The 25,685-nt window shown below is 73.3% G+C and carries 28 protein-coding genes; 14 read left to right on the top strand and 14 right to left on the bottom strand.

What is annotated here, in order from left to right; all coding sequences use genetic code 11:
* The first annotated feature begins 43 nt into the window (after positions 1–43).
* A complete protein-coding gene (locus tag HDG69_RS00630; protein WP_171781857.1) occupies positions 44–448 on the top strand; it encodes a VOC family protein in 405 nt (134 codons plus the stop codon).
* Between the two features lie 16 nt (positions 449–464).
* Here HDG69_RS00630 and HDG69_RS00625 read toward each other — a convergent pair whose 3' ends face one another.
* The 3 genes from HDG69_RS00625 to HDG69_RS00615 all read right to left on the bottom strand — a co-directional run bounded on the left by HDG69_RS00625 (position 465) and on the right by HDG69_RS00615 (position 3,678).
* Complete coding sequence (locus tag HDG69_RS00625) at positions 465–1,718, bottom strand: arginine deiminase (protein ID WP_171781856.1); 1,254 nt, start codon at positions 1,716–1,718, stop codon at positions 465–467.
* Positions 1,719–1,731: 13 nt separating this feature from the next.
* Positions 1,732–3,177, bottom strand: coding sequence for a basic amino acid/polyamine antiporter (locus HDG69_RS00620; protein ID WP_171781855.1), 1,446 nt, complete (start codon positions 3,175–3,177; stop codon positions 1,732–1,734).
* 93 nt (positions 3,178–3,270) lie between these two features.
* Entirely contained in the window at positions 3,271–3,678 is a 408-nt protein-coding gene (locus HDG69_RS00615) for a hypothetical protein (protein ID WP_171781854.1), read from the bottom strand.
* Between the two features lie 74 nt (positions 3,679–3,752).
* On the opposite strand from HDG69_RS00615, the gene HDG69_RS00610 reads away from it, so the two are divergent.
* Positions 3,753–4,301, top strand: a complete 549-nt coding sequence (locus HDG69_RS00610) for a TetR/AcrR family transcriptional regulator (protein ID WP_171781853.1) — start codon at positions 3,753–3,755, stop codon at positions 4,299–4,301.
* Here the strand turns inward: HDG69_RS00610 and HDG69_RS00605 are convergent.
* The 6 genes from HDG69_RS00605 to HDG69_RS00580 all read right to left on the bottom strand — a co-directional run bounded on the left by HDG69_RS00605 (position 4,298) and on the right by HDG69_RS00580 (position 9,859).
* Positions 4,298–5,107, bottom strand: coding sequence for a metal ABC transporter permease (locus HDG69_RS00605; protein ID WP_216645185.1), 810 nt, complete (start codon positions 5,105–5,107; stop codon positions 4,298–4,300). The genes HDG69_RS00610 and HDG69_RS00605 overlap by 4 nt on opposite strands.
* Positions 5,108–5,148: 41 nt before the next feature.
* On the bottom strand, positions 5,149–5,916 hold the full coding sequence (locus HDG69_RS00600; protein WP_343036188.1) for a metal ABC transporter ATP-binding protein: 768 nt from the start codon (positions 5,914–5,916) through the stop codon (positions 5,149–5,151).
* Positions 5,913–6,857, bottom strand: a complete 945-nt coding sequence (locus HDG69_RS00595) for a metal ABC transporter substrate-binding protein (protein WP_171781851.1) — start codon at positions 6,855–6,857, stop codon at positions 5,913–5,915. The genes HDG69_RS00600 and HDG69_RS00595 overlap by 4 nt, the downstream gene beginning before the upstream one ends.
* Before the next feature lie 79 nt (positions 6,858–6,936).
* Positions 6,937–8,775, bottom strand: coding sequence for a glutamine--fructose-6-phosphate transaminase (isomerizing) (gene glmS, locus HDG69_RS00590; RefSeq protein ID WP_171781850.1), 1,839 nt, complete (start codon positions 8,773–8,775; stop codon positions 6,937–6,939).
* A gap of 66 nt (positions 8,776–8,841) precedes the next feature.
* Entirely contained in the window at positions 8,842–9,102 is a 261-nt protein-coding gene (locus HDG69_RS00585) for a hypothetical protein (protein WP_171781849.1), read from the bottom strand.
* A gap of 178 nt (positions 9,103–9,280) precedes the next feature.
* Complete coding sequence (locus HDG69_RS00580) at positions 9,281–9,859, bottom strand: TetR/AcrR family transcriptional regulator (RefSeq protein WP_171781848.1); 579 nt, start codon at positions 9,857–9,859, stop codon at positions 9,281–9,283.
* 86 nt (positions 9,860–9,945) lie between these two features.
* Here HDG69_RS00580 and HDG69_RS00575 point away from each other — a divergent pair, with 86 nt between their 5' ends.
* The 5 genes from HDG69_RS00575 to HDG69_RS00555 are packed head-to-tail and all read left to right on the top strand — an operon-like array spanning position 9,946 to position 13,618.
* Positions 9,946–10,344, top strand: a complete 399-nt coding sequence (locus tag HDG69_RS00575) for a DUF1304 family protein (RefSeq protein WP_171781847.1) — start codon at positions 9,946–9,948, stop codon at positions 10,342–10,344.
* A gap of 50 nt (positions 10,345–10,394) precedes the next feature.
* Positions 10,395–11,411 (top strand): NADP-dependent oxidoreductase, encoded by a 1,017-nt coding sequence (locus HDG69_RS00570; RefSeq protein ID WP_171781846.1) that lies wholly within the window; start codon positions 10,395–10,397, stop codon positions 11,409–11,411.
* 45 nt (positions 11,412–11,456) lie between these two features.
* Positions 11,457–13,148 (top strand): FAD-dependent oxidoreductase, encoded by a 1,692-nt coding sequence (locus HDG69_RS00565; RefSeq protein WP_171781845.1) that lies wholly within the window; start codon positions 11,457–11,459, stop codon positions 13,146–13,148.
* A gap of 20 nt (positions 13,149–13,168) precedes the next feature.
* Positions 13,169–13,441: a metal-sensitive transcriptional regulator gene (locus HDG69_RS00560; RefSeq protein WP_171781844.1), complete on the top strand. Its 273-nt coding sequence runs from the start codon at positions 13,169–13,171 to the stop codon at positions 13,439–13,441.
* Between the two features lie 15 nt (positions 13,442–13,456).
* A complete protein-coding gene (locus HDG69_RS00555; protein ID WP_171781843.1) occupies positions 13,457–13,618 on the top strand; it encodes a hypothetical protein in 162 nt (53 codons plus the stop codon).
* 12 nt (positions 13,619–13,630) lie between these two features.
* Here the strand turns inward: HDG69_RS00555 and HDG69_RS00550 are convergent, their stop codons facing one another.
* Entirely contained in the window at positions 13,631–14,617 is a 987-nt protein-coding gene (locus HDG69_RS00550) for an adenosine deaminase (RefSeq protein WP_171781842.1), read from the bottom strand.
* Positions 14,614–15,855 carry an MFS transporter gene (locus HDG69_RS00545; protein WP_171781841.1) on the bottom strand — a complete coding sequence of 414 codons (1,242 nt, stop codon included), beginning with the start codon at positions 15,853–15,855 and terminating at the stop codon, positions 14,614–14,616. The genes HDG69_RS00550 and HDG69_RS00545 overlap by 4 nt, the downstream gene beginning before the upstream one ends.
* Before the next feature lie 108 nt (positions 15,856–15,963).
* On the opposite strand from HDG69_RS00545, the gene HDG69_RS00540 reads away from it, so the two are divergent.
* Positions 15,964–17,475, top strand: a complete 1,512-nt coding sequence (locus HDG69_RS00540; protein WP_171781840.1) for a carboxylesterase/lipase family protein — start codon at positions 15,964–15,966, stop codon at positions 17,473–17,475.
* A 9-nt stretch (positions 17,476–17,484) separates the two neighbouring features.
* Here the strand turns inward: HDG69_RS00540 and uxuA are convergent, their stop codons facing one another.
* Positions 17,485–18,711, bottom strand: coding sequence for a mannonate dehydratase (gene uxuA, locus HDG69_RS00535; RefSeq protein WP_246255936.1), 1,227 nt, complete (start codon positions 18,709–18,711; stop codon positions 17,485–17,487).
* Positions 18,712–18,798: 87 nt separating this feature from the next.
* On the opposite strand from uxuA, the gene HDG69_RS00530 reads away from it, so the two are divergent.
* Positions 18,799–19,227: a hypothetical protein gene (locus HDG69_RS00530; protein ID WP_171781839.1), complete on the top strand. Its 429-nt coding sequence runs from the start codon at positions 18,799–18,801 to the stop codon at positions 19,225–19,227.
* A 27-nt stretch (positions 19,228–19,254) separates the two neighbouring features.
* Here HDG69_RS00530 and HDG69_RS00525 read toward each other — a convergent pair whose 3' ends face one another.
* Together HDG69_RS00525 and HDG69_RS00520 are read right to left on the bottom strand one after the other, a co-directional pair.
* Positions 19,255–20,790 (bottom strand): L-lactate permease, encoded by a 1,536-nt coding sequence (locus HDG69_RS00525; protein ID WP_216645125.1) that lies wholly within the window; start codon positions 20,788–20,790, stop codon positions 19,255–19,257.
* Between the two features lie 40 nt (positions 20,791–20,830).
* Positions 20,831–21,139 carry a DUF5808 domain-containing protein gene (locus HDG69_RS00520; protein ID WP_171781838.1) on the bottom strand — a complete coding sequence of 103 codons (309 nt, stop codon included), beginning with the start codon at positions 21,137–21,139 and terminating at the stop codon, positions 20,831–20,833.
* Positions 21,140–21,261: 122 nt separating this feature from the next.
* Here HDG69_RS00520 and HDG69_RS00515 point away from each other — a divergent pair, with 122 nt between their 5' ends.
* The 5 genes from HDG69_RS00515 (at position 21,262) to HDG69_RS00495 (ending at position 25,664) form a co-directional block, all read left to right on the top strand.
* Entirely contained in the window at positions 21,262–21,810 is a 549-nt protein-coding gene (locus tag HDG69_RS00515; RefSeq protein ID WP_171781837.1) for a hypothetical protein, read from the top strand.
* 99 nt (positions 21,811–21,909) lie between these two features.
* Entirely contained in the window at positions 21,910–22,668 is a 759-nt protein-coding gene (locus tag HDG69_RS00510) for a YcnI family copper-binding membrane protein (RefSeq protein ID WP_171781836.1), read from the top strand.
* Positions 22,669–22,675: 7 nt separating this feature from the next.
* On the top strand, positions 22,676–24,394 hold the full coding sequence (locus HDG69_RS00505; protein ID WP_171781835.1) for a copper resistance CopC/CopD family protein: 1,719 nt from the start codon (positions 22,676–22,678) through the stop codon (positions 24,392–24,394).
* Positions 24,391–25,005, top strand: a complete 615-nt coding sequence (locus HDG69_RS00500; RefSeq protein WP_171781834.1) for a DUF1775 domain-containing protein — start codon at positions 24,391–24,393, stop codon at positions 25,003–25,005. The genes HDG69_RS00505 and HDG69_RS00500 overlap by 4 nt, the downstream gene beginning before the upstream one ends.
* Positions 25,006–25,097: 92 nt before the next feature.
* Positions 25,098–25,664 (top strand): DJ-1/PfpI/YhbO family deglycase/protease, encoded by a 567-nt coding sequence (locus HDG69_RS00495; protein WP_171781833.1) that lies wholly within the window; start codon positions 25,098–25,100, stop codon positions 25,662–25,664.
* Positions 25,665–25,685: the final 21 nt, after the last annotated feature.

Genomic DNA, 25,685 nt, shown 5'->3' with positions numbered 1-25,685 from the left:
GTGTATGTATCGCCCAGCCGGCCAACCAGCCCACGGAGGAACCATGACCGCCACCAGCTTCTACCCCGTCCTGATGTCCACCGACGTCGGCGTTGCCGCCGACTTCTACCGCCGGGCTCTCGGCTTCGAGACCACGTTCGAGGCGGACTGGTACGTGAGCCTGCGCCGAGGCACCTTCGAGCTCGCCCTGCTCGACCCCTCGCACCCGACGGTCCCGGCCGGGTTCGGCCGACCGGTCCAGGGCCTGCTGCTCAACCTCGAGGTCGACGACGCCGACGCCGAGCACCGACGACTCGTCGAGGAGCACGGGCTGGAGCCCGTGCTGTCGCTGCGCGACGAGGACTTCGGGCAGCGGCACTTCATCGTCGAGGCCCCCGACGGCGTCCTCGTCGACGTCATCCAGCCGATCGAGCCCTCGGCGGAGTTCGCGGCGGCCTTCCAGCAGTGAGGCGCGCCCGGACCGATCAGTCGAGCGGGTCCCGGGCGATCGGGCACGTCATGCAGTGCCCTCCCCCGCGCCCGCGGCCGAGCTCGGCGCCGACGATGGTGATGACCTCCACGCCCTCGCGGCGCAGCGCGGCGTTCGTCTGGGTGTTCCGGTCGTAGGTGAACACGACGCCCGGCTCCAGCGCGACGGCGTTGTTGCCCGAGTCCCACTGCTGACGTTCCGAGGCGTAGACGTCGCCAGCGGTCTCCACCACGCGCAGCCGGTCCAGCCCCATCGCGCGCGCGACCACGTCCACGAAGGGGGTATCTCCCTCGTCCGTGACCTCGATGCCGGGCGCCTTGTCCGACGGCCGCAGCGACACCGCACGCATGCCGTCCACGATCCCCGGGTGCACGGTGACGAGGTCCCGGTCCGCGAAGGTGAACACCGTGTCGAGGTGCATCGCCGCCCGCAGGCGCGGCATCACGCCGACGACGACGTGCTCAGCCGCTCCGGCGTCGAACAAGGCCCGGGCGAGCTGGGTGATGCCCTGCCGTGAGGTGCGCTCGCTCATCCCGATCAGGACGACGCCGCGCCCCACGGGCATGACGTCACCGCCCTCGATGCTGGCCTGACCCCACTCCTGCTCGGGATCGCCCCACCACACCGTCGATCCTGCGTAGTCCGGGTGGTGCCCGTAGATCGCCTTCATCAGCAGGGTCTCGTCCTTGCGTGCCGGCCAGTACAGCGGGTTGAGCGTGAGCCCTCCGTAGACCCAGCACGTGGTGTCGCGCGTGTACAGGGTGTTGGGCAGCGGCGGCAGCAGGTACTCGACCTGCCCCCTCGCCTCGCGCGCCAGGGCGAGGTATCCCGTGCGGTACTCGCCCGGCAGGTCCACGGTGGACAGTCCCCCGACGAGGAAACGGGCCAGCTCGCGCGGCGTCAGGGTGTCCAGGTAGGCCCGTGTCCCGTCGACCAGGCCCAGCCCCACCCGGTTCGGCACGAGCTTGCGGTCCAGCAGCCAGTCCCGAGCCTCGGGGATCGCCAACGTCTCCGCCAGGAGGTCGTGCAGCTCGACGACCTCCACCCCACGGTTCACGAGCTTGTTGACGAAGTCGAGATGGTCGCGCTGCGCCGCCTCCACCCACATCACGTCGTCGAACAGCAGGTCGCCCGAGTTGGTGGGGGTGAGGCGCTCGTGCGCCAGACCGGGTGAGCACACCAGCACCTTGCGCAGACGGCCCACCTCCGAGTGGACGCCATGGGGGTTCCCTGTCACGTCGGCAACCATGTCTCTCCTCTTCTCACAGGGTGATCCAACCGGTGGCGAGCCCGACGACGCCGACCACCGCACCGGCGGCGACCGCGGCGAACAGCACGAGCTCGCCGGGATCGAACACGCGACGGCCCTGCTCCCGACGGGTCATGGCGAACAGGATCGTGGCGGGGGCGTAGAAGATGAGTGAGACGAGCAGGAACTCCAGTCCTGCCGCGAAGACCAGGAAGAGCGTGTAGATCGTCGCCAGGACCGTGATCGCCAGGTCGCCGCGCAGCGTGGCGGCCCGCGCCCCGGCGTACGTCTCGCCCGTCGCCCGGAGCTTGAGGGCGTAGGCGGCGGCCAGCAGGAACGGGATCACCGACATCGCCGCCGTGAGGTCGAGCGCGAAGTCGAACGCGTCGGCCGAGAACAGTGTCACGACCAGCACGACCTGCGACAGCATCGTGGTGAGCAGCAGCGCGTTCACGGGCACGTCGTCGGACGTCGACCTGGCCAGGAAGCGCGGCAGGTCCCGGTCCTTGGCCGCCACGAACAGGACCTCGGCCGCCATGAGCGTCCAGGCGAGGTAGGCGCCGAGCACGGAGACGATCAGCCCGAGGCTGACGAACGCCGAGCCCCATGTGCCGACCGCCGCCTCGAGCACCCCCGCCATGGACGGCTGGCGGAGGTCCGCCAGGTCCTCGGCAGGCACGATGCCATACGACACGATCGTCACCGACGCGAAGACCGCCAGGACGCTGAGGAACCCCAGCACCGTCGCCCGCCCGACGTCCTCCCGCCGTCGGGCGTGCCGGGAGTACACGCTGGCACCCTCGACGCCGAGGAACACGAAGACGGTGATGAGCATGGTGGCCCGCACCTGGTCGAAGAGCGAGCCGTAGCTCTCGCCACCCCAGTTGGCGGCGAAGACCTCGGGATCGAGCGCGAACAGTGCCAGCAGCACGAAGACGATGATGGGGATGAGCTTGGCGATCGTGACGACCCGGTTGATCGCCGTCGCCTCCTTGATCCCTCTCCGCACGAGCAGGAAGAACAGCCACAGCCCGACCGAGGACACGACGACGGCGACGAGCGTGTCCCCCTCGCCGAGAGCCGGGACCCAGGCCCCGAGCGTCGACGTGATGAGCACCCAGTAGGTGACGTTCCCGACGCAGGCGCTGGCCCAGTAGCCCGCGGCCGAGAAGAACCCCGTGTACTCGCCGAACCCGGCCTTGGCGTACGCGTACACCCCGGCGTCGAGCTCGGGCTTGCGGACCGCCAGCCGCTGGAAGACGAGAGCGAGCATGAGCATCCCGCTCCCCGCGATCAGCCAGGCGACCAGCGCACCGGCCACGCCGGTCTCTTGCGCGAAGCGCCGAGGGAGCGAGAACACCCCGGCGCCGACCATCGAGCCGACCACCATGGCGGTCAACGTCAGGACGTTGACCTTGGGCGCTCTGGACGGGCTCGTCGAGCCGACCTGATCCGCCATGTCGCGCCTCCACCAGCGCCGATGTCGCCGTCCCGGCGATCTTTGCAGCAGGCGTCGGGTGGCGCACCCGGAACCTTCGAGACGACCGCGCCGCTACCCGGAGAGTGTCGCGGCGAGCGCGACACCGAGGCACAGGAAGTAGACGACGCCGGCGAACCACGCGTGGAAGGCGACGATCGGAGGCACCCGGCCGTGCACGGTATCGCCGATCGCACCGCCGTAGTCCCGCCAGAGGCCAGCGGTGCCGCTCATCCGCCGGTGCCGCTGGATCAGCATCCGGTCGCCGAGGACGTTCCCGACGGTCAGAGCCACCAGTGCCGCCCAGGCCCAGAGCACCGCCCCGGTGGCGAGGAACCCGGTCCAGAGCGCGAGGCCGACGACGGCGCACGCGACGTGCGTGAGCGGTGCGGACGCGCCGGGGGACGCGCGCCGGGCCCGCAGGACGAGCGCTGCACCGGCCGCCGTCTGCACGAGCCAGACACCGAGCACGACGAATGCCATGTCTCCCACCGTACTACTGACGTAGTGCCGTGTCACTACTTTCGTAGTAGACTGTTTCCGGCTAGGGTGCGCGCGTGGCCAGCACCCGGGAACGAGCACTGCACGCTGCCGTCGACGAGGTCGCCGACCACGGCATCCGCGCCCTGACCCACACCCGCGTGGACCGCCGCGCCGGCCTTCCCCCCGGGTCGACGTCCAACTGGTTCCGTACCCGCTCAGCCCTCCTCGCCGGGCTCGTCGAGCACATCGCCGCGAGCGAGCGCACCACCGCCCCGACCCGGGCCGCCGAGCAGATCACCAGCCCCGACGCCCTCGTCGACACCCTCACCGCCACGATCGAGGCCCTCACCGGGGAGCACGCCCGCCGGACCCGCGTGCGCCTCACCCTGTTCCTCGACGCCGCGCACGACGACGAGCTCCTCGCGCCCCTGCACGAGCAGCGCGCGGCCTTCGTCACCTGGACGACGGCGCTCCTCGCACAGGTCGGGGCACGCCATCCCGCCGAGGCGGCCCGCACGCTGCTCGCCTGCGGCAACGGGCTGGTCTTCCACCGTCTCACCGTCGACCCCGAGGCACCGGTCCGCCCCGTCGTCGAGCGTGCCGTCCGCGCCTGCCTGGACTAGGAATACCGGCCGGCCCGCACGACGCGCCGCAGCGGCCCGTACCGCGGGCTCGTCAGCAGCACGACGGCGAACACGGTGCCCTGCACCAGCACGACCAGCCCGCCCGGCGCGGCGTCGAGCCAGTACGACAGGTAGATCCCGACGACGGAGCACACGGCGGAGATCACCGGCGCCAGCACGAGCATCCTGCCGAACCGGTCGGTCAGCAGCGACGCCGTCGCCCCCGGGATGATGAGCATCGCCACCACGAGGATCACCCCGACGACCTGCAACGTCACCACAGCGGTGAGCGCGAGCACGCCCAGCAGCAGCGCGCTCAGCCGTCGGGTCGACAGCCCGATGGCGTGGGCGTGGGTGGGGTCGAAGGCGAAGAGCACGAGGTCGCGACGCTTGACCAGCAGCACCGTGGAGCCGACGACGGCGAGCACGGCCACCTGCACCATCTCGGCCCGCGACACGCCCAGGACGTTGCCGAAGATGATGTGGCTGAGGTCGGTCTGGCTCGGGGTCACCGAGACGAGCACGAGCCCGAGCGCGAAGAGCGTGGTGAAGACGATGCCGATCGCCGCATCCTCCTTGACGCGCCCGGACTCGCGCACCGCCCCGATGAGCACCACGGCCAGCCCGCCGAACACCAGGGCGCCCAGGGCGAACGGCGCCCCGACCACGTAGGCGAGCACGACACCGGGCAGCACCGCGTGCGAGACGGCGTCGCCCAGGAGCGACCAGCCGATGAGCACCAGCCAGCAGGACAGCAGCGCGGCCACCACGGCGGCGATCGTCGTCGTGACGAAGGCGCGCACCATGAAGTCGTAGGACAACGGTTCGAGGATCAGGTCGAGGAGGTTCACGCGGCATCGCCGCCGGACACGTCCAGGCCGAAGGTGCGTGCCAGGTTGTCCGGCGTCAGCGCCTCGGCGACCGGCCCGTGGAAGAGCACGCGGTGCAGCAGCAGGACGGCCTCGTCGGCGAGCTGCGGCAACGCATGCAGGTCGTGGGTGGAGACCAGGACGGTGCGGCCGTCGGCGGCGAGCTCACGCAGCAGCCGGACCAGGGTGGCCTCGGAGCGCTTGTCGACCCCGGCGAACGGCTCGTCGAGCAGCAGGGTGCGGGCGTCCTGCGCGATCCCGCGGGCGACGAAGGCCCGCTTGCGCTGCCCGCCGGAGAGCCTGCCGATCTGGCGGTCGGCCAGGTCGGTGAGCCCGACGCGCTCCAGCGCGGCGTCGACGGCGTCCCGGTCCGCGGGGCGCAGTCGGCGGGTGGTGCCCAGGTGGCCGTAGCGTCCCATCGTCACCACGTCGCGCACCGACACGGGGAAGCCCCAGTCGACGGTCTCGGTCTGCGGGACGTACCCCACCGTGCCGCGGCGCCGGGCGCGGGCCGGGGTGCCGCCGTCGACCCGCACGCTGCCGTGGGTCACGTCGACCAGGCCGAGGAGCGCCTTGAACAGGGTGGACTTGCCGGAGCCGTTCATGCCGACCAGCCCGCAGACGGTTCCGGCGCCGATGCTCAGGGAGACCCCGTCCAGGGCGAGCACCTCGCCGTACCGCACGGTGAGGCCGTCGGCCTCGATCGCGGGGTCCACCGCCGGGCCTCGGAAGGCGTCGGCGCTCACGGGTCGGCCCCGGCCCCGACCTCGGGCGAGCGGCCCGTGAGCCCCGCGACGATCAGGTCGGCGTCGTGCCGGACGAGGTCCAGGTAGGTGGGCACCGGGCCGTCGGGCTCCGAGAGCGAGTCCACGTACAGCGTGCCGCCGAACTGCGCGCCGGTGGCGTCCACGACCTGCTGCATCGCGGCGTCGGACACCGTGGACTCGCAGAACACGGCCGGCACGGTGTTCTCCTCGACGAACGCGATCACCCCGGCGACCTGCTGCGGGGTGGCCTGCTGCTCGGCGTTGACGGCCCAGAGGTACTGCTCGGTGAGTCCGGCGTCGCGGGCGAGGTAGGAGAACGCCCCCTCGCAGGTGACCAGGGCTCGCTGCTCGGCGGGCAGGGTCTCGAGCTCGGCGACGAGGTCGTCCTGCACGGCCTGCAGCTCGGCCGCGTAGGCCTCCCCGTTGGCCGCGAAGTCGTCGGCGTGCTCGGGGTCGAGCGCGGAGAACGCCTCGACCATGTTGTCCACGTAGACCTGCACGTTCAGCGGGCTCATCCAGGCGTGCGGGTTCGGTGTCCCGGCGTACGCGTCCTCGGCGATGTCGATGACCTCGACGCCGTCGGAGACGACCACGTGCTCGGCCCCGGAGTCCTGGACGAACCGGGAGAACCACGCCTCGAGCCCCAGGCCGTTGTCGAGGACGAGGTCCGCGTCGGCGGCACGCCGGACGTCGCCGGGAGTCGGTTCGTAGCCGTGGATCTCCGAGCCGACCTTGGTGATCGACTCCACGCGCAGGTGGTCGCCCGCGACGTTCTCGGCGACGTCGGCCAGCACGGTGAAGGTGGTCAGGACGACGGGGCGGTCGTCCGTGGCCTCGTTACCCGCCGACGGCGCGCACCCGGCGAGGAGGAGCGCGCCGGCCAGCATCGATCCGGCGATCCGTGTCCAAGGTTTCGGCATACCGAAACCATAGCTGCGGAGTGCCCCGAAGACCAGGGTCGGGGCGCCCTGGCCCGCAGGTCAGGGCGCCCCGGCCCGCTCACTCCACGGTGACGGACTTCGCGAGGTTGCGCGGCCGGTCGACGTCCTCGCCCAGCGCGACGGCCGCGTGGTAGCCGAGGAGCTGGGTGGGGATGGTCAGCAGGATCGGGTCGAGCTCGACCTCGTTGCGCGGCACCTCGATGCGCGACGTCGCCGCGTCCCCCAGCTCGACGCCCGGGTGCGTGATCGCGACGACGGCACCACCGCGGGCACGGATCTCCTGGGCGGCGGTGATGTTCCGCTCGACCAGGTCGTCCTCGGGGATGATCGCCACCGACGGCAGCTCCGGGCTGATCAGCGCGAGCGGCCCGTGCTTGAGCTCGCTGGTCGGGTATGCCTCAGCGTGCCGGTAGGTGATCTCCTTGAACTTCTGCGCGCCCTCGCGGGCGACCGGGTAGCCCCGGACACGGCCGACGAAGAACAGGCTCGGCGCGGTCGCGAGCTCCTCTGCCGCGGCGGCGAGCGCCTCCTCGCCCGCGAGGATCTCGGCGATCTGCGCCGGGAGCGCCCGCAAGCCCGCGATGATGCGCTGGCCGTCGGCGAAGGACAGGTCGTGGACGCGGCCGAGTGCCAGCGCCAGCAGCGCGAAGCCGATCGACATGTGCGTCAGCGCCTTGGTGGAGGCCACGGCCACCTCGGGCCCGGCGTGCAGGTAAATGCCGCCGTCGACCTCGCGGGCGATGGACGACCCGACCGCGTTGACGAGCCCGACGACGGTGCCGCCCTTGCGCTGGACCTCACGGACCGCGAAGAGCGTGTCCGCGGTCTCCCCGGACTGGCTGACCACCACGTAGAGCGTGCTCGGCTCGATGATGGGGTTGCGGTACCGGAACTCGCTGGCGGGCTCGGCGTCGGCGGGGATGCGCGCGAGGTCCTCGATCATCGACGCGCCGAGCTGGCCGACGTAGTAGGCCGACCCGCACCCGAGCACCTTGACCCGCTCGAAGCGGCGCAGGTCGCGCGGCTCGAGGTTGAGCCCGGCCAGCTTGGCCGTGCCGAACCGGTCGTCGAGGCGCCCGGTGAGCATCCGCTCCACGGACTCCGGCTGCTCGTGGATCTCCTTGTGCATGAAGTGGTCGTGGCCGCCGAGCTCCAGCTCCTCGACCGTCAGGTCGAGCGTGACCGCGGCCCGCGCCGTCTTCTTCTCGCCGGCGGTGAAGCTGTGGAAGCCGTCGGCCGTGACGGAGGCGAAGTCGCCGTCGTCGAGCAGCACGACCTGGCTGGTGTGCCGCACGATCGCCGCCGGGTCGGACGCGACGAACATCTCGCCGTCGCCGACGCCGAGCAGCAGCGGGGAACCGTTGCGCGCCACGACCACGCGCCCGGGGGCCTGGACGTCGAGCACGGCCAGGGCGTAGGTGCCGACGATCTGCCCGACGGCGGCGAGGACCGCGTCCTCCAGGCTCGACCCGGTCTCGAGCTCGCGTGCGACGAGGTGCGCGACGACCTCGGTGTCGGTGTCGGAGGTGAGCTCGACGCCCTCCTCGGAGAGCCGGCTGCGCAGCGTCGCGAAGTTGTCGATGATCCCGTTGTGCACCACGTGCACGCGGCCGTCGCCCGAGGTGTGCGGGTGGGCGTTGCGCTCGCTCGGCTCGCCGTGGGTCGCCCAACGGGTGTGGCCGATGCCCGTGGTGCCCGCGAGGCGCGCCGGGAGGGCGGCCTCGAGCTCACGGACACGGCCCTGGGCGCGGACCACGCGCGACGGGTTGGCCTTCGAGCGCGGGTTCAGCACGGCGATGCCCGCCGAGTCGTAGCCGCGGTACTCCAGGCGCGTCAGGCCCTCGACGAGGACGGGTGCTGCCTGCTGGGGGCCGACGTAGCCGACGATTCCGCACATGGGCTCTTGCTCCTGGAGGGTGAGGGTGGTGAAGGGTGCTGGGGGCGCGACTGGACTGCTCGCGCTCTAGCCGTAGACGATCCGGCGGACCTGGCGCTCGGTGAGGTCCGGGGCCGCGACGACACGGTCGCGCAGCTCGGCGACGATGCGCCCGTAGATCTCCTCGTTCCGGTGGCCCGCCGTCTGCAGGGCGGCGTGCCGGCGTCGGACGTAGGCCTCCACCGGCTCGGAGTACCAGGCGAGGACGTCGTCGACCACGCGCGCGGCCTCGGACGGGCTCAGGCCCGTCGTCAGGGCCACGCGGGAGACGAGGTCGGCATCGGTCACCGACTCATCATGCGCTCCAGGAGCACGAGTGTCCAGAATCTGCCCGGATTCGGGCAGATCTCGTCGCCCCCTAGTTCGATCCGCATCGATAGCGCAACGAGACAACAGATGCGAGCGTCTCTGTTCGTCAGGATCCAGGCGCGCATTCCTGATGAACAGAGTCGCTGGCGGCTCTCACTCAGCCCTTGAGCAGCACCAGTGCGCTGTCGAGCGATCCCACGGCACTGGGCGGGTCGACGCGCACCAGCGCGAAGGCGCTGACCACCAGCGACGTGCACAGGTCCGCCAACTGGTCCCGCTCCGCCTGCGCACGACCGGAGAACCGGGCGTCGACGCCGCGGCCGAGCGCCGCGCGCAGCTCGGCCCGGTAGTCCGCAACCGTCTGGCGCACGGCCTCGTCCCGGGCGATCGGCGCCACCGAAGTGTTGACGAGCAGGCACCCGCTGTCGGCCTGGATCTCGCCGGTGCGCGCGAGCGCGTCGCGCAGCCCGGCGAGGTAGTCGACGACGGCGTCGGGCGAGACCGGTTCGGCGAGCAGCGGGCGGAGCCGGGGCCGGACGACGTCGTCGAGGTAGGTCTGGACGGCGGCGTCGAAGAGCCCCCGCTTGGACCCGAACGAGTGATAGATGCTCGACCGGTTCAGCCCGGTCGCCGCCTCCAGGGCGGGCACGGAGGCACCCTCGTAGCCGGAGCGCCAAAACACGCCGAGTGCCGCCCGCACCACACGGTCGGCCTCGAAGGTCCGCGTCCTGCCCATGCCTGCCCCCAGTTGTTGCAACGGTCGTTCCAGTATAGGTTGTGCAACGACCGTTGCAATACGCCGCACCACCACTTGGAGCCCCCGTGATCGCCACCGGACTCGTCCTCGCCGGCCTGGCCGCCGCGCTCCACGTCTACATCTTCTGGCTGGAGTCGGTCGTCTGGACCACGCGCGCCCGCGCCGTCTTCGGCACCACCGAGCAGGAGGCCGAGTCGACGCGCGAGATGGCGTTCAACCAGGGCTTCTACAACCTCTTTCTCGCGATCGTCGCGGCCATCGGCATCGTCCTGACCGCAGCCGGCACCGCCGGCTCGGCGCTCGCCGCAGCGGGCACCGCCCTCGCCCTCGCCGGTACCGGCTCGATGGTCGCCGCCGCCCTCGTGCTGTTCGCCTCGTCGCCCGACAAGCGCGGCGCGGCGCTGAAGCAGGGCGTCGTGCCGCTGCTCGCCGTCGTCGTCCTCGTCGTCGGGCTCTTCGTCTGAACCTCGCTCCACCGATCCAGATCCCGCACCGAACCAAGGCAGGTCCCTTCATGTCCGACGTCGTCTCCACCCAGGTCCAGCTCGCCGAACGCCCCACCGGCTGGCCCACCGAGGACACGTTCCGCACCGTCGAGGTCACCTACGGCGACCTCGCACCCGGTCAGGTCCGCGTCGTCAACGAGTTCGTCTCGGTCGACCCGTACATGCGCGGCCGCATGAACGACGTCAAGAGCTATGTGCCGCCCTTCGCGCTCGGCGAGACCATGACCGGCGGCGCCGTCGGCCGCGTCGTCGAGTCCGCGTCCGACGACGTCCCGGTGGGCGCGGCGGTCCTGCACCAGCACGGCTGGCGCGACGTCGCCCAGGAGGACGCCCGTGGCTTCCAGGTCGTGCCGGAGATCCCCGGGGCTCCCCTGTCCCTCTACCTCGGCATCTTCGGGCTGACCGGCCTGACCGCCTACGTCGGGCTGACCGCCGTCGCCGACCTCCACGAGGGCGACACGGTGTTCGTCTCCGGCGCGGCCGGTGCCGTCGGTACCGCCACCGGACAGATCGCCCGCCTGCTCGGGGCGGGGCGCGTCGTCGGGTCCGCCGGGTCGGCCGAGAAGGTCGCGCTGCTCACCGACCGGTACGGGTACGACGCCGCGTTCAACTACAAGGACGCTCCCGTGCGCCGCCAGCTCCGCGAGGTCACCCCCGACGGCGTCGACGTGTTCTTCGACAACGTGGGTGGCGACCACCTGGAGGCCGCGCTGGACCGCATGAACACCGGCGGGCGCATCGCCCTGTGCGGGGCGATCTCCCAGTACAACGACACCGAGCGCACGCCCGGGCCGGACAACCTCGCCAACGCGGTGACCCGCGGCCTGATGCTCAAGGGCTTCACGCTGCCGAGCTACATGGACCACGCCGAGCGGTTCCGCGAGCTGATGACCGGCTGGTTCGCCGCGGGCGAGATCGCCTACGACGAGACCGTCGTCGACGGCATCGAGAACACCCCGCAGGCCTTCCTGGACATGATGCGGGGCGGCAACGTCGGCAAGATGGTGGTGCGCACCGGGGCCTGACCACGCGGTTCGACAAATACCCCCGGGGGTATTAGCGTCGGCCGCATGAGAATCGTCATCGTGGGTGGGGTCGGCGGCGGCATGAGCGCCGCCGCCCGGGCACGGCGGCTCGACGAGAGCGCCGAGATCATCGTCCTCGACCGGGGTGAGCACGTGTCGTTCGCCGGGTGCGGGCTGCCGTACCACCTCGGCGGGGAGATCGAAGAAGCCGACGACCTCCTCGTCCAGACTCCCGAGTCCCTGCGCGCCGCCCTGGACCTCGACGTGCGGACCGGGCACGAGGTCATCGGCCTCGACACCGCCGCGCAGACCCTCACCGTCCGGTCGGCGGCGGCCACCGAGACCGTCGGCTACGACGCCCTCGTCCTCTCCCCCGGTGCCCGGGCCGTCCGGCCGCCGATCCCCGGCCTCGACTCTCCCCGCGCGCGCACCCTGCGCACGGTCGCCGACGCGACGGCGCTGCGGCAGCGGGTCGACGACGGCGCCGGTCACGCCGTCGTGCTCGGCGCCGGGTTCATCGGGCTGGAGGCCGCCGAGGCGCTGGCCCGGCAAGGCTTGGCGGTGACCGTCGTGGAGCTCGCCGACCACGTGCTCCCCCCGCTGGAGCGCGAGGTGGCGGCCCTGGTCACCGCCGAGCTCGAACGGCTCGGTGTCACCGTGCGCACGGGCGTCGCCGCCACCGCGGTCGAGGCAGGGGACACGGACGACGTCGTGGTCCTCGCCGACGGGTCCCGGCTGCCCGCCGACCTCGTGGTGCTGTCCGTCGGGGTGCGCCCTGACACCGAGGTCTTCGCCGCGGCCGGGATCGAGACCGAGCGCGGCGCGATCGTCGTCGACGCGCACGGGCGCACGAGCGCCGACGGTGTCTGGGCGGTCGGGGACGCGACCATCAGCACCGACGCCGTCACCGGCGCACGCCGGCCGGTCGCGCTGGCCGGGCCTGCCAACCGCGCCGGCCGCCTCGTCGCCGACGACATCCTGCGCCCCGGCTCGGCGCGTCCCGTCCCGGCGACCGTCGGTACCGCCGTCGTGCGCGTCGGTGAGCTCACCGCCGCGACCACGGGCGCGAACCGTGCCGCGCTGCGCGCCGGGGGCATCGCCTTCCACACCCTGCACCTGCACCCGAGCCACCACGCGGGCTGGTTCCCCGGTGCCGAGCAGATCCACCTCGTGATCCACTTCCGGGCCGACGACGGCCTCCTCCTCGGCGCGCAGGCCGTCGGCCGCGCCGGGGTCGACAAGCGCATCGACGTGCTCGCGACCGCGATCCGTGCCGGGATGGAGGTGGGCGACCTCATCGACCTGGACCTCGCCTACGCCCCGCCGTACGGGGCCGCCAAGGACCCGGTCAACCTCGCCGGGATGGCCGCGAGCAACGTGCTCGACGGCACGCTGCGGATCTGGCACGCCGAGGAGCTCGACAGCCTGCGGGCCCAGGCCCTCGTGCTGGACGTCCGTAGCCGAGCCGAGTTCGCCACCGGCCACGTCCCCGGGTCCGTGAACGTCCCGCACACCGAGCTGCGCGGGCGACTCGCCGAGGTCCGGGGGGCCGCCGCCGGTCGACCGGTCCGCGCCCTGTGCGGCTCGGGCGTCCGGTCGCACATCGCACACCGCGTCCTGGCCCAGGCGGGCTTCGACTCCGCGTCCCTCTCCGGCGGGATGCTCACCCTGCGCGCCGGGCTCGGCCCCGTCGCCGACGAGCTGCTCACGACCCACGACCCGGCGCTCGCCGGCTGAACCCTCAGGAAGGACCCCCCATGGCCACCCCGGACCCCGCGGCCCAGCGCAAGATCGCCAACCGGCTGAAGCGTGCCCGCGGCCAGCTCGACGCCCTCATCACCGCCGTCGAGGACGGCAAGCCCTGCCGCGACGTCGTCACCCAGCTCTCGGCCGTCTCCAGCGCCCTCGACCGCGCCGGCTACGCCGTCATCTCCACCGCGATGCAGGACTGCCTGTCCGACCCCGACCAGACCACCGAGGACGGCCTGACGGCCGCCGAGCTCGAGAAGCTCTTCCTCACCCTCGCCTGACGAAGGAGCAGCACCATGTGTCACCCCACCACCTGCCGGACCTGCAGCAAGACGACCTGGAGCGGCTGCGGGCAGCACGTCGAGGAGGTGCGCCGCCACGTCCCCGCCGCGCAGTGGTGCAGCGGGCACGACGACGCACCGAGCGGAGGGTTCCTCGCCCGGCTGTTCGGGCGCTGAGCCGGACGGCGGTCAGGCCGACGCCGCGGCGATCTGCGCGAGCAGCTCCTCACGCCGGTCGGCGGGCAGGAACGACGACCGCACGGAGTTCTCCGCGAGCCGGATCCGCTGCTCGCGCGTGAGCCCGAGCGAGGAGCCGAGCGCGTCGAGGTTGTCGTCGAGGTAGCCGCCGAAGTACGCGGGGTCGTCGGAGTGCACCGAGACGTTCAGCCCACGCTCCAGCATCTCCACGACCGGGTGGTCGGCGAGCGTGTCGACCGCCCGCAGGGCGACGTTCGACAGCGGGCACACCGTCATCGGCACCTGCTCGGCGACCAGCCGGGCCACGAGCGCGTCGTCGTCCAGCGAGCGGATGCCGTGGTCGATGCGTTCCACCCCCAGCACGTCGAGCGCGTCCGTGACGTACGACGCCGGTCCCTCCTCCCCCGCGTGCGCCACGAGGTGCAGCCCGGCCTCCCGCGCGCGGGCGAAGAGGCGGGCGAACCTCGCCGGCGGGTTGCCCACCTCCGCGGAGTCCAGCCCGATCCCGGCGATCGGGGCCCCCCGGGCCAGCAACCGGTCGAGCACGTCGAGCGCCTCGTCCTCCGGTCGGTCCCGCAGGAACGCCGCGATGAGCAGCGTGGAGACCCCGTGGTCGTCCTCGCTGGTGGCGAGCACCGAGGCGATCCCCTCGACGACCACCTCCAGCGGGACGCCGCGGACCAGGTGCGCCTGGGGGTCGAACATGATCTCCGCGTGCCGCACCCCTGCCGTCGCCGCGCGGGCGAGGTAGGCGGCGGTCATGTCGGCGAAGTCCTGCCGGGTCCGCAGCACGGCCATGTTCGCGTAGTAGAGGTCCAGGAACGACTGCAGGTCACGGAACGCGTAGGCCGCCCGCAGCTCCTCGACGTCGCGGTACGGGAGGGTCACGTCGTTGCGCCGGGCGAGCTCCATCACGAGCTCCGGCTCCAGCGTCCCCTCGAGGTGCAGGTGCAGCTCGGCGAACGGCAGGTGGGTCATAGGTCGATCCTCGGGGTCGTGCGGCGGCCTTGCAGGAGCACTCCGGCCAGGACGATCGCCACCCCGGCCAGGGGAACGACCAGCAGGCCGACGCGCAGGCTGCTCCCGTCGGAGACCAGCCCGACGACCGGCGGCGTCAGGAGGAACCCGAGGCGCATCAGCCACGTGACGACCATCAACCCGGTGCCGGGGCGCAGGCCCGGCAGCTCGTCGGCCGCGTGCATCGCGGCGGGGATCACCGTCGCGACCCCGAAGCCGGCGACGGCGAACCCGGCGACGGTGCCCGGCACGGACGGGAAGGCGAGCGCCAGGCCCATCGCCGCCGCCACCAGCAGCCCACCGGCACGGGCGACGGCCCGCTGGCCGAACCGGTCGACGAACCGGTCACCGGTGGCCCGTCCGACGAACTCGGCGGCCATGAACGCGATGAACGCGGTGGCGGCCACGGCGCCCGAGGTGTCCAGCGACCCGGACAGGTAGACGGCCGCCCAGGAGTTCGTGGCCTCCTCCACCACGGTCCCGGAGATCGCGACCACGACGAACGCCACCAGCAGGAACACCGTCCGGCCGCTCGGTCGGCGACCCCCGACCGTCGACGACGCGACACCGGCCGGTGGCGCCGCAGCGTGGGCCGCGGCGCGCTCCTCGCCGTCGGAGCCGGGCAGACAGAAGCGCAGCGCGACGAGCGCCACCGCGGAGAACAGCGTGCCCGAGACGGCCAGGTGCACCCCGAGCGGGACCTCGAGGGCGATCGCACCGGCAGACATCGCCCCGCCCACGACGCTGCCGACGGACCACAGGGCGTGGAAGGAGTTGAAGATCGATCGCCCGTAGCGGCGCTGGACCCGCAGCCCGTGGGCGTTCTGCCCGACGTCGGTGAAGGCGTCCGACGCTCCGGCGAACAGCAGCGCGGCGACGAAGACCCACAGCACCGGGGCGGCGCCCGCGCACAGCACCCCCACAGAGGTCAGGACCGTGCCGACGGCGGCGATCCGCGCCGACCCGAACCGGCGGACGGCGGCACCGGTGGCGAACCCCGAGATCATCGCGCCCGCGGGGAAGGCGACGACCGCGAGACCGTAGACCGTGTTGCTGAGCTCGAGGGAGGCCTTGATCTCCGGGTAGCGGGGCAGCAGGTTGGCGAAGAGAGCGCCGTTCGTCAGGAAGAGCGCGGCGACGGCGGCCCGCGCTCGGCGGGCCGTCCGGTCCGGGCCACCCGGCGTGATCTCGGTGCTCATCGCCAGCCATCCTCGCGCAACCGTGCCCGCCGGTCAGCACCAGGCGCCGTTGCGACCCTCCAGGGCGCGGTGCACCCTTGCCCTACCGGGCCGAGGAGGTGGGCGGAGATGCAGGGCAACCGCCCCGAGGTCCGCACTCGTGCCGGCCGGGCGCGAGGCACCTGGAGCGAGGCGTCGGCCGCGTCGCCGTCGGCGGCGGTGTTCCTCGGTATCCCCTATGCCGAACCCCCCACGGGCGATCGCCGCTTCGCCGCACCCGTGCCGCACGCACGGTGGGACGGCGTCCGCGACACCGGTACCTTCGGCCCGACGCCGCAGCGGGGCGACGCCGGCATCACCCTCATCCCGGAGCCGTCCGTCCCGGGCGACGCGACGCTGAACGTCAACGTCTTCACTCCCGCACCTGTCAGCACCGCCCGGCTTCCCGTCCTCGTCTACGTCCACGGCGGTGGCTACACCTCCGGGTCGCCCGCGAGCCCCTGGTACGACGGCGCGGCGTTCGCGCGCGACGGCGTCGTCACCGTCACCCTGTCGTACCGGCTGGGCTTCGACGGCTTCGGGTGGGTCGACGGCGCACCGTCGAACCGGGGCGTGCGGGACTGGCTCCTCGCGCTGGAGTGGGTCCAGGAGAACATCACGGCGTTCGGCGGCGACCCGGACCGGGTGACGATCGCCGGGCAGTCGGCCGGCGGCGGGGCGGTGCTCACCCTGCTGGGGATGCCCGCCGCCCATCACCTGTTCCGTGCCGTGTGGTGCCTGTCCGGCGCGCTCGGGGACGTTCCCGAGATCCGTGCCCGCCAGGTGGCGCGACGCCTGGCGAGCGCTGCCGGCGTCGACGCCACGGTCGACGGGTTCCGACGCGTGCCCGAGGGACGCCTGCTCGCGCTGCAGCAGGACGCGACCAGGCCTCCAGGACGCGGGCGCCTCACCGCCGCCGTCGACCAGCTGACGCACGGCGCGACGCTCGGGCCCGTCGTCGACGGCGAGCTGCTGCTCCGCCCGACGGTCGCGTCGCTCCGCGCCGGGGCGGGCGCGGACAAGCCGCTCGTGCTCGGCACGGCCGACGACGAGTTCTCGATGGTGCTCGACGGTGCCGCTCGAGCACTCCGGTGGGTGCCGCCGACCCTCGCGCTGGCGGCGCTCAGGGTGCCGCGCTCCCGTCGCCGCGCCTACCTCGCGGCGAACGCCGGGCTCCGCGCGCAGGGCACCGCCCGGTTGCTGGGCAGGTACGTCACCGACATGGTCTTCCGGCGCACGGTGGTGGAGGTCGCCAGCGCTCGTGACGCTGCGCAGGGGCCCGCCCGGACCTGGGCGTACCGGTTCACCTGGCCCTCGCCGACGCACGGCATCGCGCTGCACTGCCTCGACGTGCCGTTCTTCTTCGACGTCCTCGACGCGCCCGGGGTGCGTCGGCTCGCCGGGGACGACCCGCCGCAGCGCCTGGCGGACGACGTGCACGGTGCGGCGTCGAGGTTCGTCACGACGCTCGACCCGGGGTGGACGGCTTGGACCGACGACCCGGGCGCCACGCGGGCCTGGGACGCCGGCGGTCCCACCGACCTGGACGACGGCTACGCGAGCGTCGAGCCGCTGGTCCGCGCGCCCCGACGGTCCGGCTGACGGCGCCGGTCAGCGTCGCTGCCGCACCGCCAGCTCGACGCCGCGCAGCTCGGCCAGCCCCTTGAGCCGCCCGACCAGCGAGTAGCCAGGGACGGCGGAGGCCCGCTCGGAGGTCTGCTCGGCGAGCAGCAGGTGCCCGTGGTCCGGGCGCATCGGGATCCGCGCCCCGCCGTGCTCCTCGCGACGCAGCTCCTCGCGCACGAGGGCGTCGATCACGCCCACCATGTCGACGTCGCCGCCCAGGTGCGCAGCCTCGTGGAAGGTGCGCGGGTCGGACTCGCGACGGGTGGAGCGCAGGTGCGCGAAGTGGATGCGCGGCGCGAGCTCGTCGACCATCGCGACGAGGTCGTTCTCCGGCAGCACGCCGAAGGAGCCGGTGCAGAAGGTCAGCCCGCTGGTGGGGCTGGGCACGGCGTCGAGCAGCCAGCGCGCGTCGGCCGCGGTGGACATGATCCGCGGCAGCCCGAGCACGGGGCGCGGCGGGTCGTCCGGGTGGATGCCGAGCCGCACGCCGCACTCCTCGGCCACGGGGACGATCGCCTCGAGGAACTCGACCAGCGCGGACCGCAGCGCGGCGTCGTCCACCTCGGCGTAGGCCGCGAGCTCGGCGCGCAGCCCGTCGAGGGTCCAGGTCTCCTCCGACCCGGGCAGGCCCGCGGAGACGGTGGCGACGAGCCGGTCGACCTCGGGCGGCGTCATCGCGTCCAGGTGGCGGCGGGCCCGCTCGATCTCCGCGTCGGAGTAGTCGCCCTCGGCGCCGGGGCGCTCCAGCAGGAAGAGGTCGAAGGCGGCGAAGGCGTCCTGGTCGAACCGCAGCGCCAGCGCCCCGTCCGGCAGCGGGTAGGCGAGGTCGGTGCGCACCCAGTCCAGCACCGGCATGAAGTTGTAGCAGATGACGTCGATGCCGCACGCGGCGACGTTGCGCACGCTCTGCGCGTAGGTCTCGAGCCACCGCTCGTACCCGGGCGCACGGCGCTTGACGTCGTCGTGCACGGGGATGCTCTCCACCACCGACCAGCGCAGGCCCGCCGCCTCGATCATCTCGCGGCGCTCGGTGATCTCCTCGACGGTCCACACCTCGCCGTTGGGGACGTGGTGCAGGGCGGTGACGACGCCGGTCGCGCCGGTCTGTCGGACGTCCGCCAGCGTGATCGGGTCCTGGGGTCCGAACCAGCGCCAGGTGTGCTCCATCGTCGTCCTCCGTGTCGCTCCGTCGTCGATGGCAAACGTTGTCATGGCTGCTGCACAACGGTCAAGGAGCCATGCACTGCTGAACCAGCAAACGTTTGCCATTCCGAGGCGTCGACCTCCTACGCTCGAGACATGACACGCCGCAGAGCCTTCCTCGCCCTGGCCGCCCTCCTCGCGATGCCCCTGACGGGGTGCGCGGCCGAGGACGCCGGAGGCTCGGCCGCCTGCGCGGCGCCCGAGCTGCGCTGGGCCGTCGACTCGGCCTCGGCCGGTGACCTCGTCACCCTGCACGGGGAGAACCTGCTGTCCGGCTGCGACGACGGCCAGGGCGAGACGATGGAGCCGCTCGACGTGACCGGGCTCGCCCTGCTCGCCGACGGCGAGCCCGCCGGGCCGCCCCCGGCCATCGCCGACGGCACCGTCCTCACGTCCGAGTCCGGCGTCCTCGACATGCAGGTCGCCCTGCCCCCGGACCTGTCCGCCGGCACCGTGGTGACCGCTGAGCTCACCGTCACCGACGGCCCGACGCTGACCTCCGCCCCTCTCGCGATCGACGAGTAGGGTCTCGCCGCGCGGGCTCGACCGGCCTCAGACGATCAGCCAGGCCATCGCGCCGATGAGCACGAGGCAGACCGCCGCGACGGGCAGCGCCTTCTGCAGCACCTGACCCTCGCGCCCGCCGAGCCCCACGGTCGCTGCGGCCGCGACCACGTTGTGCGGGCAGATGATGTTGCCGATCGCGGCTCCCGCGCCCTGCGCGCCGAGCAGCGGCACGGGGTCCAGGTCCGCCGCGAGCGCCGTCTGGTCCTGGAACTCGGTGAACAGGATGTTCGACGCCGTGGCCGAGCCGGTCATGAACGTGCCGAGCGCGCCGACGAAGGGCGAGAGCACGGGCCACAGCGCACCGGCGCCGGCCGCCGCGACCGCGAGCTGGGTGGTCATCCCCGCCTCGGACATCGTGAACGCCACGGTCACCATCGCCAGCAGGGCGACGAAGACGGGCACCACCTGGAGCGTCGCGCGCCGGAAGGCCAGCCCCATGTCGGCGACGGCCGCGCGCTGCCACAGGGCCCCGGCGACGAAGGCCAGCGCCAGCAGCAGGCCCGGGTGGTAGAGGGGCTCGATGCTCTCGGAGAAGTGGCCGAAGACCTCCCACTCCCACACCACGGACCGGGCCGCCTCGCGCACCGGCACCACCAGGCGGGTGAGCAGCACCAGCACCACGAGCACGAGGTAGGGCGCGGTCGCCGCGAGGAAGCTCATCGTCGGTGCCGCGCGCACGGGCACCTCGACGGGGGGCGCGGTGGTCTCCGCGGGTGCGGGCGACCGGCGTCGGACGACGGCCCTCACCGCGAGCACGAAGGCCCCCGCGCCGACGATCGCCCCGACCAGCGACGGCAGCTCGGGACCGACGAACCGGGCGATGAGCAGGTTCGGTGCGAAGAACGCGACGTACGCGACGGCCATCCACCCGTACGGCGGCCCTGCCGTGGGCACCAGTGTCCCGACCAGCCGCGCGACGACGAACGCCAGCACGAGCCCCGCCACCGCCGTGTACGGCGCGACGGCCCAGGCCAGCTCGCGCGCCGGGTAGTCCACGATCGCGAGCTGCGCGAGCGTGGGCGTCCCGACGGCGGCGAACGGCACGGCCGAGGCGTGCCCGACCATCGCGCCGACGACGGCGGTCACCGGCCGGAAGCCCGCCGCCACCAGGAAGGGTGCCGCGAGCGCCACGGGCGTGCCGAACCCGGCCGCGCCCTCGATGAGCAGGCAGAAGAACCACACGATGAGCAGCGCGGCGACCCGCGGGTCCGGGGTGATGCGCGCGAGCCCGGCCTCCAGGGCCGAGGTGGCACCGGTGCGCTGCTGCAGGTGATGGATGCCGAGGGCCGGGCCGATGATCAGCATGACCGTCAGGGCCACCCAGGCGGCCCGGACCAGCACCCCGACGACACCCTCGACCGGCCCGAACGGGAACTCCTGACCGCCGTAGCCGAACACCGTCAGCGCCAGCGCCAGCGTGCCGACGGCAGCCGTCGCGCCCGCGGCCGCGGCGGACCACCGCGCTGCCACCATGAGCACGAGGATCACGGCGATCGGCAGCGCGGCGAGGAACGTCAGCACGGCCGCTCCGCCCGGCGGCCGGGCGTCAGCGGGCCGAGCGTCAGTCGGTCACCTTCTCCCGCACGACGGCGACGATGCGACCGACGTTGACCGTCCAGCCGACCCCGAACACGTGAGGGCTCAGGAAGTGCTCCCCCGCGGGGTCCCACACGCGCTCCTTGATGCGCTGGAGGGTCGGGACGCGGAACTCGTACGGCACGAACCCGGCGACGGTGCCGTGCCACTCCCGGTCCTCCGGGTCCTTCTGCAGCTCCTTGGTGACGGCCGCCACGACGAGGGCGAACATCACCATCTTGAACAGCGAGGGCGGGCCCCCGCGCTTCGTGCGGGTCTTCTTCGGTGTTCCCATCAAGTTCTCCGCTCGTCGGGTGCCTCTCCATCCTGCCGTGCTCGGGCACCGCGGTCCACAGCACCGGTGGACCGGCACGACGGCTCTGCCGCGGCCGACGCGCCGCCGCTAGGATCGCCTCCGTGAGATCGCCTGGCACGGGACTGCTGCGCGAGGTGCGGGCACTTCTCCTCGCCGCCGCGATCGTGCTGCCCTCCCTCGGCGCCCACGTGCTGGCGGGAGGCTCCATCCCGGGGGCTGTCCCTCTCCTGGTGGCCCTCGCCCTGACGGCCGTGATCGTCCGCCCCCTCTGCCGGCGTGAGGTCCGCCTGCCGTGGATGCTCGCCGGGCTGGGCGTCGGCCAGGTCCTGCTGCACGTCGGCTTCGAGCAGGGCGCCGCCCTCACCGCGCACCCCGCACACCACCACGGGCATGTGCACGACGACCCCGCGGCGCCCCTGGTGATGCTCGCTGCCCACGTCCTCGCCGACGTCGTGATCGCGCTCGGGCTCCGCTACGGCGAGTCGCTGCTGTGGCGGTGGTGGCGGTGGTGGTCCCACCGCATCCCCACCACCGACCGCGTCCTCGGGGTGGTCGGCGCGGCCCGGCGTGCCGTCCGGGACCTGCCCGTCCCGGCATGCTCCCGGCGCCACAGCCCCGCCCAGGGGCGCGCCCCGCCTGTCATCGCCTGAGATCCCTCGGACGCCCGGCCCGGCGTCCCGCTCCCGCGCGCCCGCGGCACGTCGTCGTGCCCTCGTACGGCGCGCACCCCTCTTGGCGAAAGGCATGACATGCGAAAGAACCTCCGCGCCGTCGGCGCACTCACCCTGGCCTCCGGCCTCGTCCTGGCCGGTGCGGGCGCTGCGTCCGCCCACGTCTCCGTCACCCCCGACACGACGTCGGCCGGGTCGTACGCCCTGCTGACGTTCGGCGTCCCGCACGGCTGCGGCACCTCCCCCACCACCGAGGTCGCCATCCAGATCCCCGAGGAGATCGCCACGGTGACCCCGTCGGTCCAGGCGGGCTGGGAGGTCGAGAAGGTCATGGAGGACCTCGACGAGCCGCAGGACGACGGTCACGGCGGCCAGCGCACCGAGCGGGTCGCCGAGGTCGTCTACACGACGGGCTCGCCGCTGCCCGCCGACCTGCGCGACGCCTTCGAGCTGTCGGTCAAGCTCCCGGACGAGCCCGGCGAGCTGATCTTCCCCGCGGTCCAGACGTGCACCGAGGGCGAGAGCGCCTGGGTCCAGGTCGCTCAGGACGGTCAGGACCCGCACGACCTCGACCTGCCGGCGCCGTCCTTCGAGGTGACAGCCGGGGACGGGCCCGACCACGCGCACGACGAGGCCGGGGACGAGACGGCAGAGGACACAGCGGACACCTCGACGACCGGGGCCGACACGGCGAGCTCCACGGATTCGTCGGCGTCGGCGTCGTCGACCGACTCGTCCGGCACCTCGGCGGTGACGTGGACCGCGCTCGGCCTCGGCGCGGTCGGCGCCGTGCTCGGGCTCGTCGCGCTGCTGCGCACCCGGTCCCGCCAGGCCTGAGCCGATCATGCACCCTTCGTCACGACGGGTGCGGTCGGTCGTGCTGGGCGCCGCGGCCGGGATCCTGCTCGCGTTCCTCGCGAGCGGCCCGGCCGCGGCGCACGCCGTCCTCGAGGAGACCGACCCTCGGGACGGCGCCGTGCTCGACGCCCCGCCCGAACGCCTGACGCTCGACTTCAACGAGCCCGTCCAGGCGGTTCCCGAGGCCACCACGCTGCTGTCCCCGGACGGGCTGCCCGTGGACGTGGAGGTCGCGGCCACCGACAGCACGCTCGTCGTCACCCCCGGCGCCGAGCTCGAGGACGGCACGTACGTCGTGAGCTGGCGCGTCATCTCGCTGGACACCCACCCGGTGGCCGGCGCGTTCTCCTTCTCGGTCGGCGAGCCCAGCGCGACGGCCGAACCGGTCGGGCCCGCGCCGGGCGAGCGGGCCTCCGCGCTCGACCTGGCCGGCGTCCGCACGGCCGCCCAGGTGACGGTCTACGCCGGGACGTTCCTCGTCGCGGGGCTGGTCGCCTTCGAGCTGCTCGTGCTGCACGTCTCGCCGGGAGCGGCCCCCGTGCTGCGTCGTCGCCTGCAACGCACGCGGTACGTCGCGCTGGGTGCCGCCGTCGTCGGGGCCGTGGTGCTCGCCCCGGCCACCGAGGGGTGGCAGGCCGGGGCGGGGACGGACGCCCTGGCCACGGCCGGCACGTGGACCGCCTCCGCGACGTCGGACACGGCGGTCGCGGGCCTGATCGGCGTCGCAGGTCTGGTCCTCGCGACGGCCTTCGCCGCCCGGGCAGGGCGTGACCGGCGGGCTCTCTGGCCCGCCGGCGTCTCGCTCGGCGGAGCGACCCTGGCACTGGGAGCCCTGGCACTGGTCGGGCACACGCGGACCGCGACGCCGCTGTGGCTCGTGGTCTCCGCGGACGTGCTGCACGTGCTCGCCGGGGCGGTGTGGCTGGGTGGCGTCGTGGGGCTGGCCCTCGTCCTGATGCCCTCCAGCCAGGTGGACCCGCGCCGTGCCGCGCGGACGGTCGCCCGCTTCTCGGCCCTGGGCGCCACCCTCCTGGTCGCCGTCGCCCTGACCGGCATCCTCCTCGCCTGGCGCGTCCTCGGCACGCTCGACGCCCTGTGGACGACGTCGTACGGCGTCGCGCTGCTGACCAAGACGGTGATCGTGCTGTACGTCGTCATGATCGCCACCTGGAACCACTACCGGCTCGTCCCGGGCATCGTCCGGGACCGCGCGGGCCACGGCGGGGACGACGCCGTCAGACGCCAGCTGCGCCGGATGGTCACGGCGGAGGCCGCGCTCCTCGGGCTCGTCCTGGGCGTGACGGCTCTCCTGGTGTCCCTGTCCCCCGAGCCCTCGTCCGCCGCCCCGCCAGGCGCTGCGGACTCGACGGCGCCCGCTTCGCCCACCGAGGTCACCCGGGACCTCGAGGACGGCACTCTCCGCGCCCAGGTGACCCCGGGTCGGGTGGGCGTCAACTCCGTGCAGCTGGAGCTCCTCGACGCCGACGGGGCACCGTGGGCGCTGGACACCGACCCGGAGCTGTCCGCCAGGCTCACCCAGCCGTCCGTGGGGCCGCTGGAGCAGACCCTGGTCGGCGCCGGCCCCGGGACGTACGAGGCCACGGTCGACCTGCCGCTCGAGGGCGAGTGGGTCCTCGAGCTGAGCGTGCGGACCTCGAAGTTCTCCAACCCGATCGTCGAGATCCCCGTGGAGGTGACGTCATGAGCGTCACGAGCGCCACCGCCCGCCCGGTCCTGCGCCGCGCCTCGTGGGCCGCCGTGGTGGCGGCCGTGATGCTGGCACCCGCCGGCCCGGCCGCGGCGCACGTCATCGTCGACCGGGCCGAGCCTCACGGCGACGGTACGGCGGCGGTCACGTTCACCTTCGACCACGGCTGCGACGGCTCGCCGACGGACGCCGTCCGGATCACCCTGCCGGACGGCGTCGAGGCCCTCGCCGCCGGTGCGCCCGACGGCTGGTCCGCCGAGGTCACGTCGGACCAGGTCCGTTGGGAGGGCGAACCGATCCCGGACGGGGAGGTCACCGAGCTCACCGTGGACGTCGAGATGGTGGGCACCCCCGGCCAGTCCTTCGTGTTCCCGGCGGTCCAGGAGTGCACCTCGGGCGACGGGTACGCCTGGGCCGACACCGACCCGTCGGGGGCCTACCCCGCGCCGACCCTGGTGGCCACGGCGACGGTGCTCGCCGCCTCGCCTGCTCCCGTGGCGCCGCCGTCGGTCCCGCTGGGTCCGCTGGCCGCGGTGCTGGTCGCGGTGTCGGCGGTCGCCGGGGGCGTCGGGGCGTGGGGTGCGGCACGGCACCGGCGCCGGACCTGAGCGATGCCCCGCCCCGGGCCCGGCGTGCGTCGGGCCCGGGGCGTGCCTACCGTGGGCGGCCCGACGGAAGACCCCGACGGAAAGGAACGACCATGGCTGACACCGACCTCGCCGGACGCACCGTCCTGGTCATCGTGACGAACTACGGCGTCGAGCAGGACGAGCTCGTCGTCCCGGTCGAGCACCTGCGTGACCGCGGGGCCGTCGTGACGATCGCCGCGACCACCACCGACGACGTCGCCACCCTCGTGGGTGACAAGGATCCTGGCCGCTCCGTCCCCGTGGACGTCGCGCTCGACGACGTCGACCCCGCCGGGTTCGACCTGCTGCTGGTCCCCGGCGGCACCCTCAACGCCGACACGCTGCGGCTGCAGGACGCCTCCTCGCGCATCGTGCGGTCCTTCACCGGCTCCGGACGCCCGGTCGCGGCGATCTGCCACGGTCCGTGGGCGCTGGTCGAGGCCGGGGTGGTGGCCGGCAAGACCCTCACCTCGTACCCGTCCCTGCGCACCGACCTGCGCAACGCCGGCGCGGCGGACTGGCGCGACGAGGCCGTCGTCGTCGACGACGCCGAGGGGTGGCGGCTCATCACCTCTCGCAACCCGGGCGACCTCGACGCCTTCGGCCGCGCGATCGACGAGGCGCTCACCGCAGGCTGAGGTCCGCACCGTGGCCTGCCC

The sequence above is a fragment of the Isoptericola halotolerans genome (genome assembly GCF_013149785.1).
Classification (GTDB): Bacteria; Actinomycetota; Actinomycetes; order Actinomycetales; family Cellulomonadaceae; genus Isoptericola; species Isoptericola halotolerans.
This window is presented reverse-complemented; position numbering and strand designations above follow the sequence as displayed.

What these genes read in the sequence shown, in the direction of transcription:
- HDG69_RS00560 (WP_171781844.1), top strand. Translation starts at nt 13,169, where the DNA reads ATGGCCACCCCGGACCCCGCGGCCCAGCGCAAGATCGCCAACCGGCTG.
- HDG69_RS00495 (WP_171781833.1), top strand. Translation starts at nt 25,098, where the DNA reads ATGGCTGACACCGACCTCGCCGGACGCACCGTCCTGGTCATCGTGACG.
- HDG69_RS00620 (WP_171781855.1), bottom strand. Translation starts at nt 3,177, where the DNA reads ATGGCGGATCAGGTCGGCTCGACGAGCCCGTCCAGAGCGCCCAAGGTC.
- HDG69_RS00630 (WP_171781857.1), top strand. Translation starts at nt 44, where the DNA reads ATGACCGCCACCAGCTTCTACCCCGTCCTGATGTCCACCGACGTCGGC.
- HDG69_RS00540 (WP_171781840.1), top strand. Translation starts at nt 15,964, where the DNA reads ATGCAGGGCAACCGCCCCGAGGTCCGCACTCGTGCCGGCCGGGCGCGA.
- HDG69_RS00520 (WP_171781838.1), bottom strand. Translation starts at nt 21,139, where the DNA reads ATGGGAACACCGAAGAAGACCCGCACGAAGCGCGGGGGCCCGCCCTCG.
- HDG69_RS00550 (WP_171781842.1), bottom strand. Translation starts at nt 14,617, where the DNA reads ATGACCCACCTGCCGTTCGCCGAGCTGCACCTGCACCTCGAGGGGACG.
- HDG69_RS00510 (WP_171781836.1), top strand. Translation starts at nt 21,910, where the DNA reads ATGCGAAAGAACCTCCGCGCCGTCGGCGCACTCACCCTGGCCTCCGGC.
- HDG69_RS00500 (WP_171781834.1), top strand. Translation starts at nt 24,391, where the DNA reads ATGAGCGTCACGAGCGCCACCGCCCGCCCGGTCCTGCGCCGCGCCTCG.
- HDG69_RS00615 (WP_171781854.1), bottom strand. Translation starts at nt 3,678, where the DNA reads ATGGCATTCGTCGTGCTCGGTGTCTGGCTCGTGCAGACGGCGGCCGGT.
- HDG69_RS00505 (WP_171781835.1), top strand. Translation starts at nt 22,676, where the DNA reads ATGCACCCTTCGTCACGACGGGTGCGGTCGGTCGTGCTGGGCGCCGCG.
- HDG69_RS00545 (WP_171781841.1), bottom strand. Translation starts at nt 15,855, where the DNA reads ATGAGCACCGAGATCACGCCGGGTGGCCCGGACCGGACGGCCCGCCGA.
- HDG69_RS00530 (WP_171781839.1), top strand. Translation starts at nt 18,799, where the DNA reads ATGACACGCCGCAGAGCCTTCCTCGCCCTGGCCGCCCTCCTCGCGATG.
- HDG69_RS00595 (WP_171781851.1), bottom strand. Translation starts at nt 6,857, where the DNA reads ATGCCGAAACCTTGGACACGGATCGCCGGATCGATGCTGGCCGGCGCG.
- uxuA (WP_246255936.1), bottom strand. Translation starts at nt 18,711, where the DNA reads ATGACAACGTTTGCCATCGACGACGGAGCGACACGGAGGACGACGATG.
- HDG69_RS00580 (WP_171781848.1), bottom strand. Translation starts at nt 9,859, where the DNA reads ATGGGCAGGACGCGGACCTTCGAGGCCGACCGTGTGGTGCGGGCGGCA.
- HDG69_RS00570 (WP_171781846.1), top strand. Translation starts at nt 10,395, where the DNA reads ATGTCCGACGTCGTCTCCACCCAGGTCCAGCTCGCCGAACGCCCCACC.
- HDG69_RS00565 (WP_171781845.1), top strand. Translation starts at nt 11,457, where the DNA reads ATGAGAATCGTCATCGTGGGTGGGGTCGGCGGCGGCATGAGCGCCGCC.
- HDG69_RS00605 (WP_216645185.1), bottom strand. Translation starts at nt 5,107, where the DNA reads ATGGTGCGCGCCTTCGTCACGACGACGATCGCCGCCGTGGTGGCCGCG.
- HDG69_RS00555 (WP_171781843.1), top strand. Translation starts at nt 13,457, where the DNA reads ATGTGTCACCCCACCACCTGCCGGACCTGCAGCAAGACGACCTGGAGC.
- HDG69_RS00625 (WP_171781856.1), bottom strand. Translation starts at nt 1,718, where the DNA reads ATGGTTGCCGACGTGACAGGGAACCCCCATGGCGTCCACTCGGAGGTG.
- glmS (WP_171781850.1), bottom strand. Translation starts at nt 8,775, where the DNA reads ATGTGCGGAATCGTCGGCTACGTCGGCCCCCAGCAGGCAGCACCCGTC.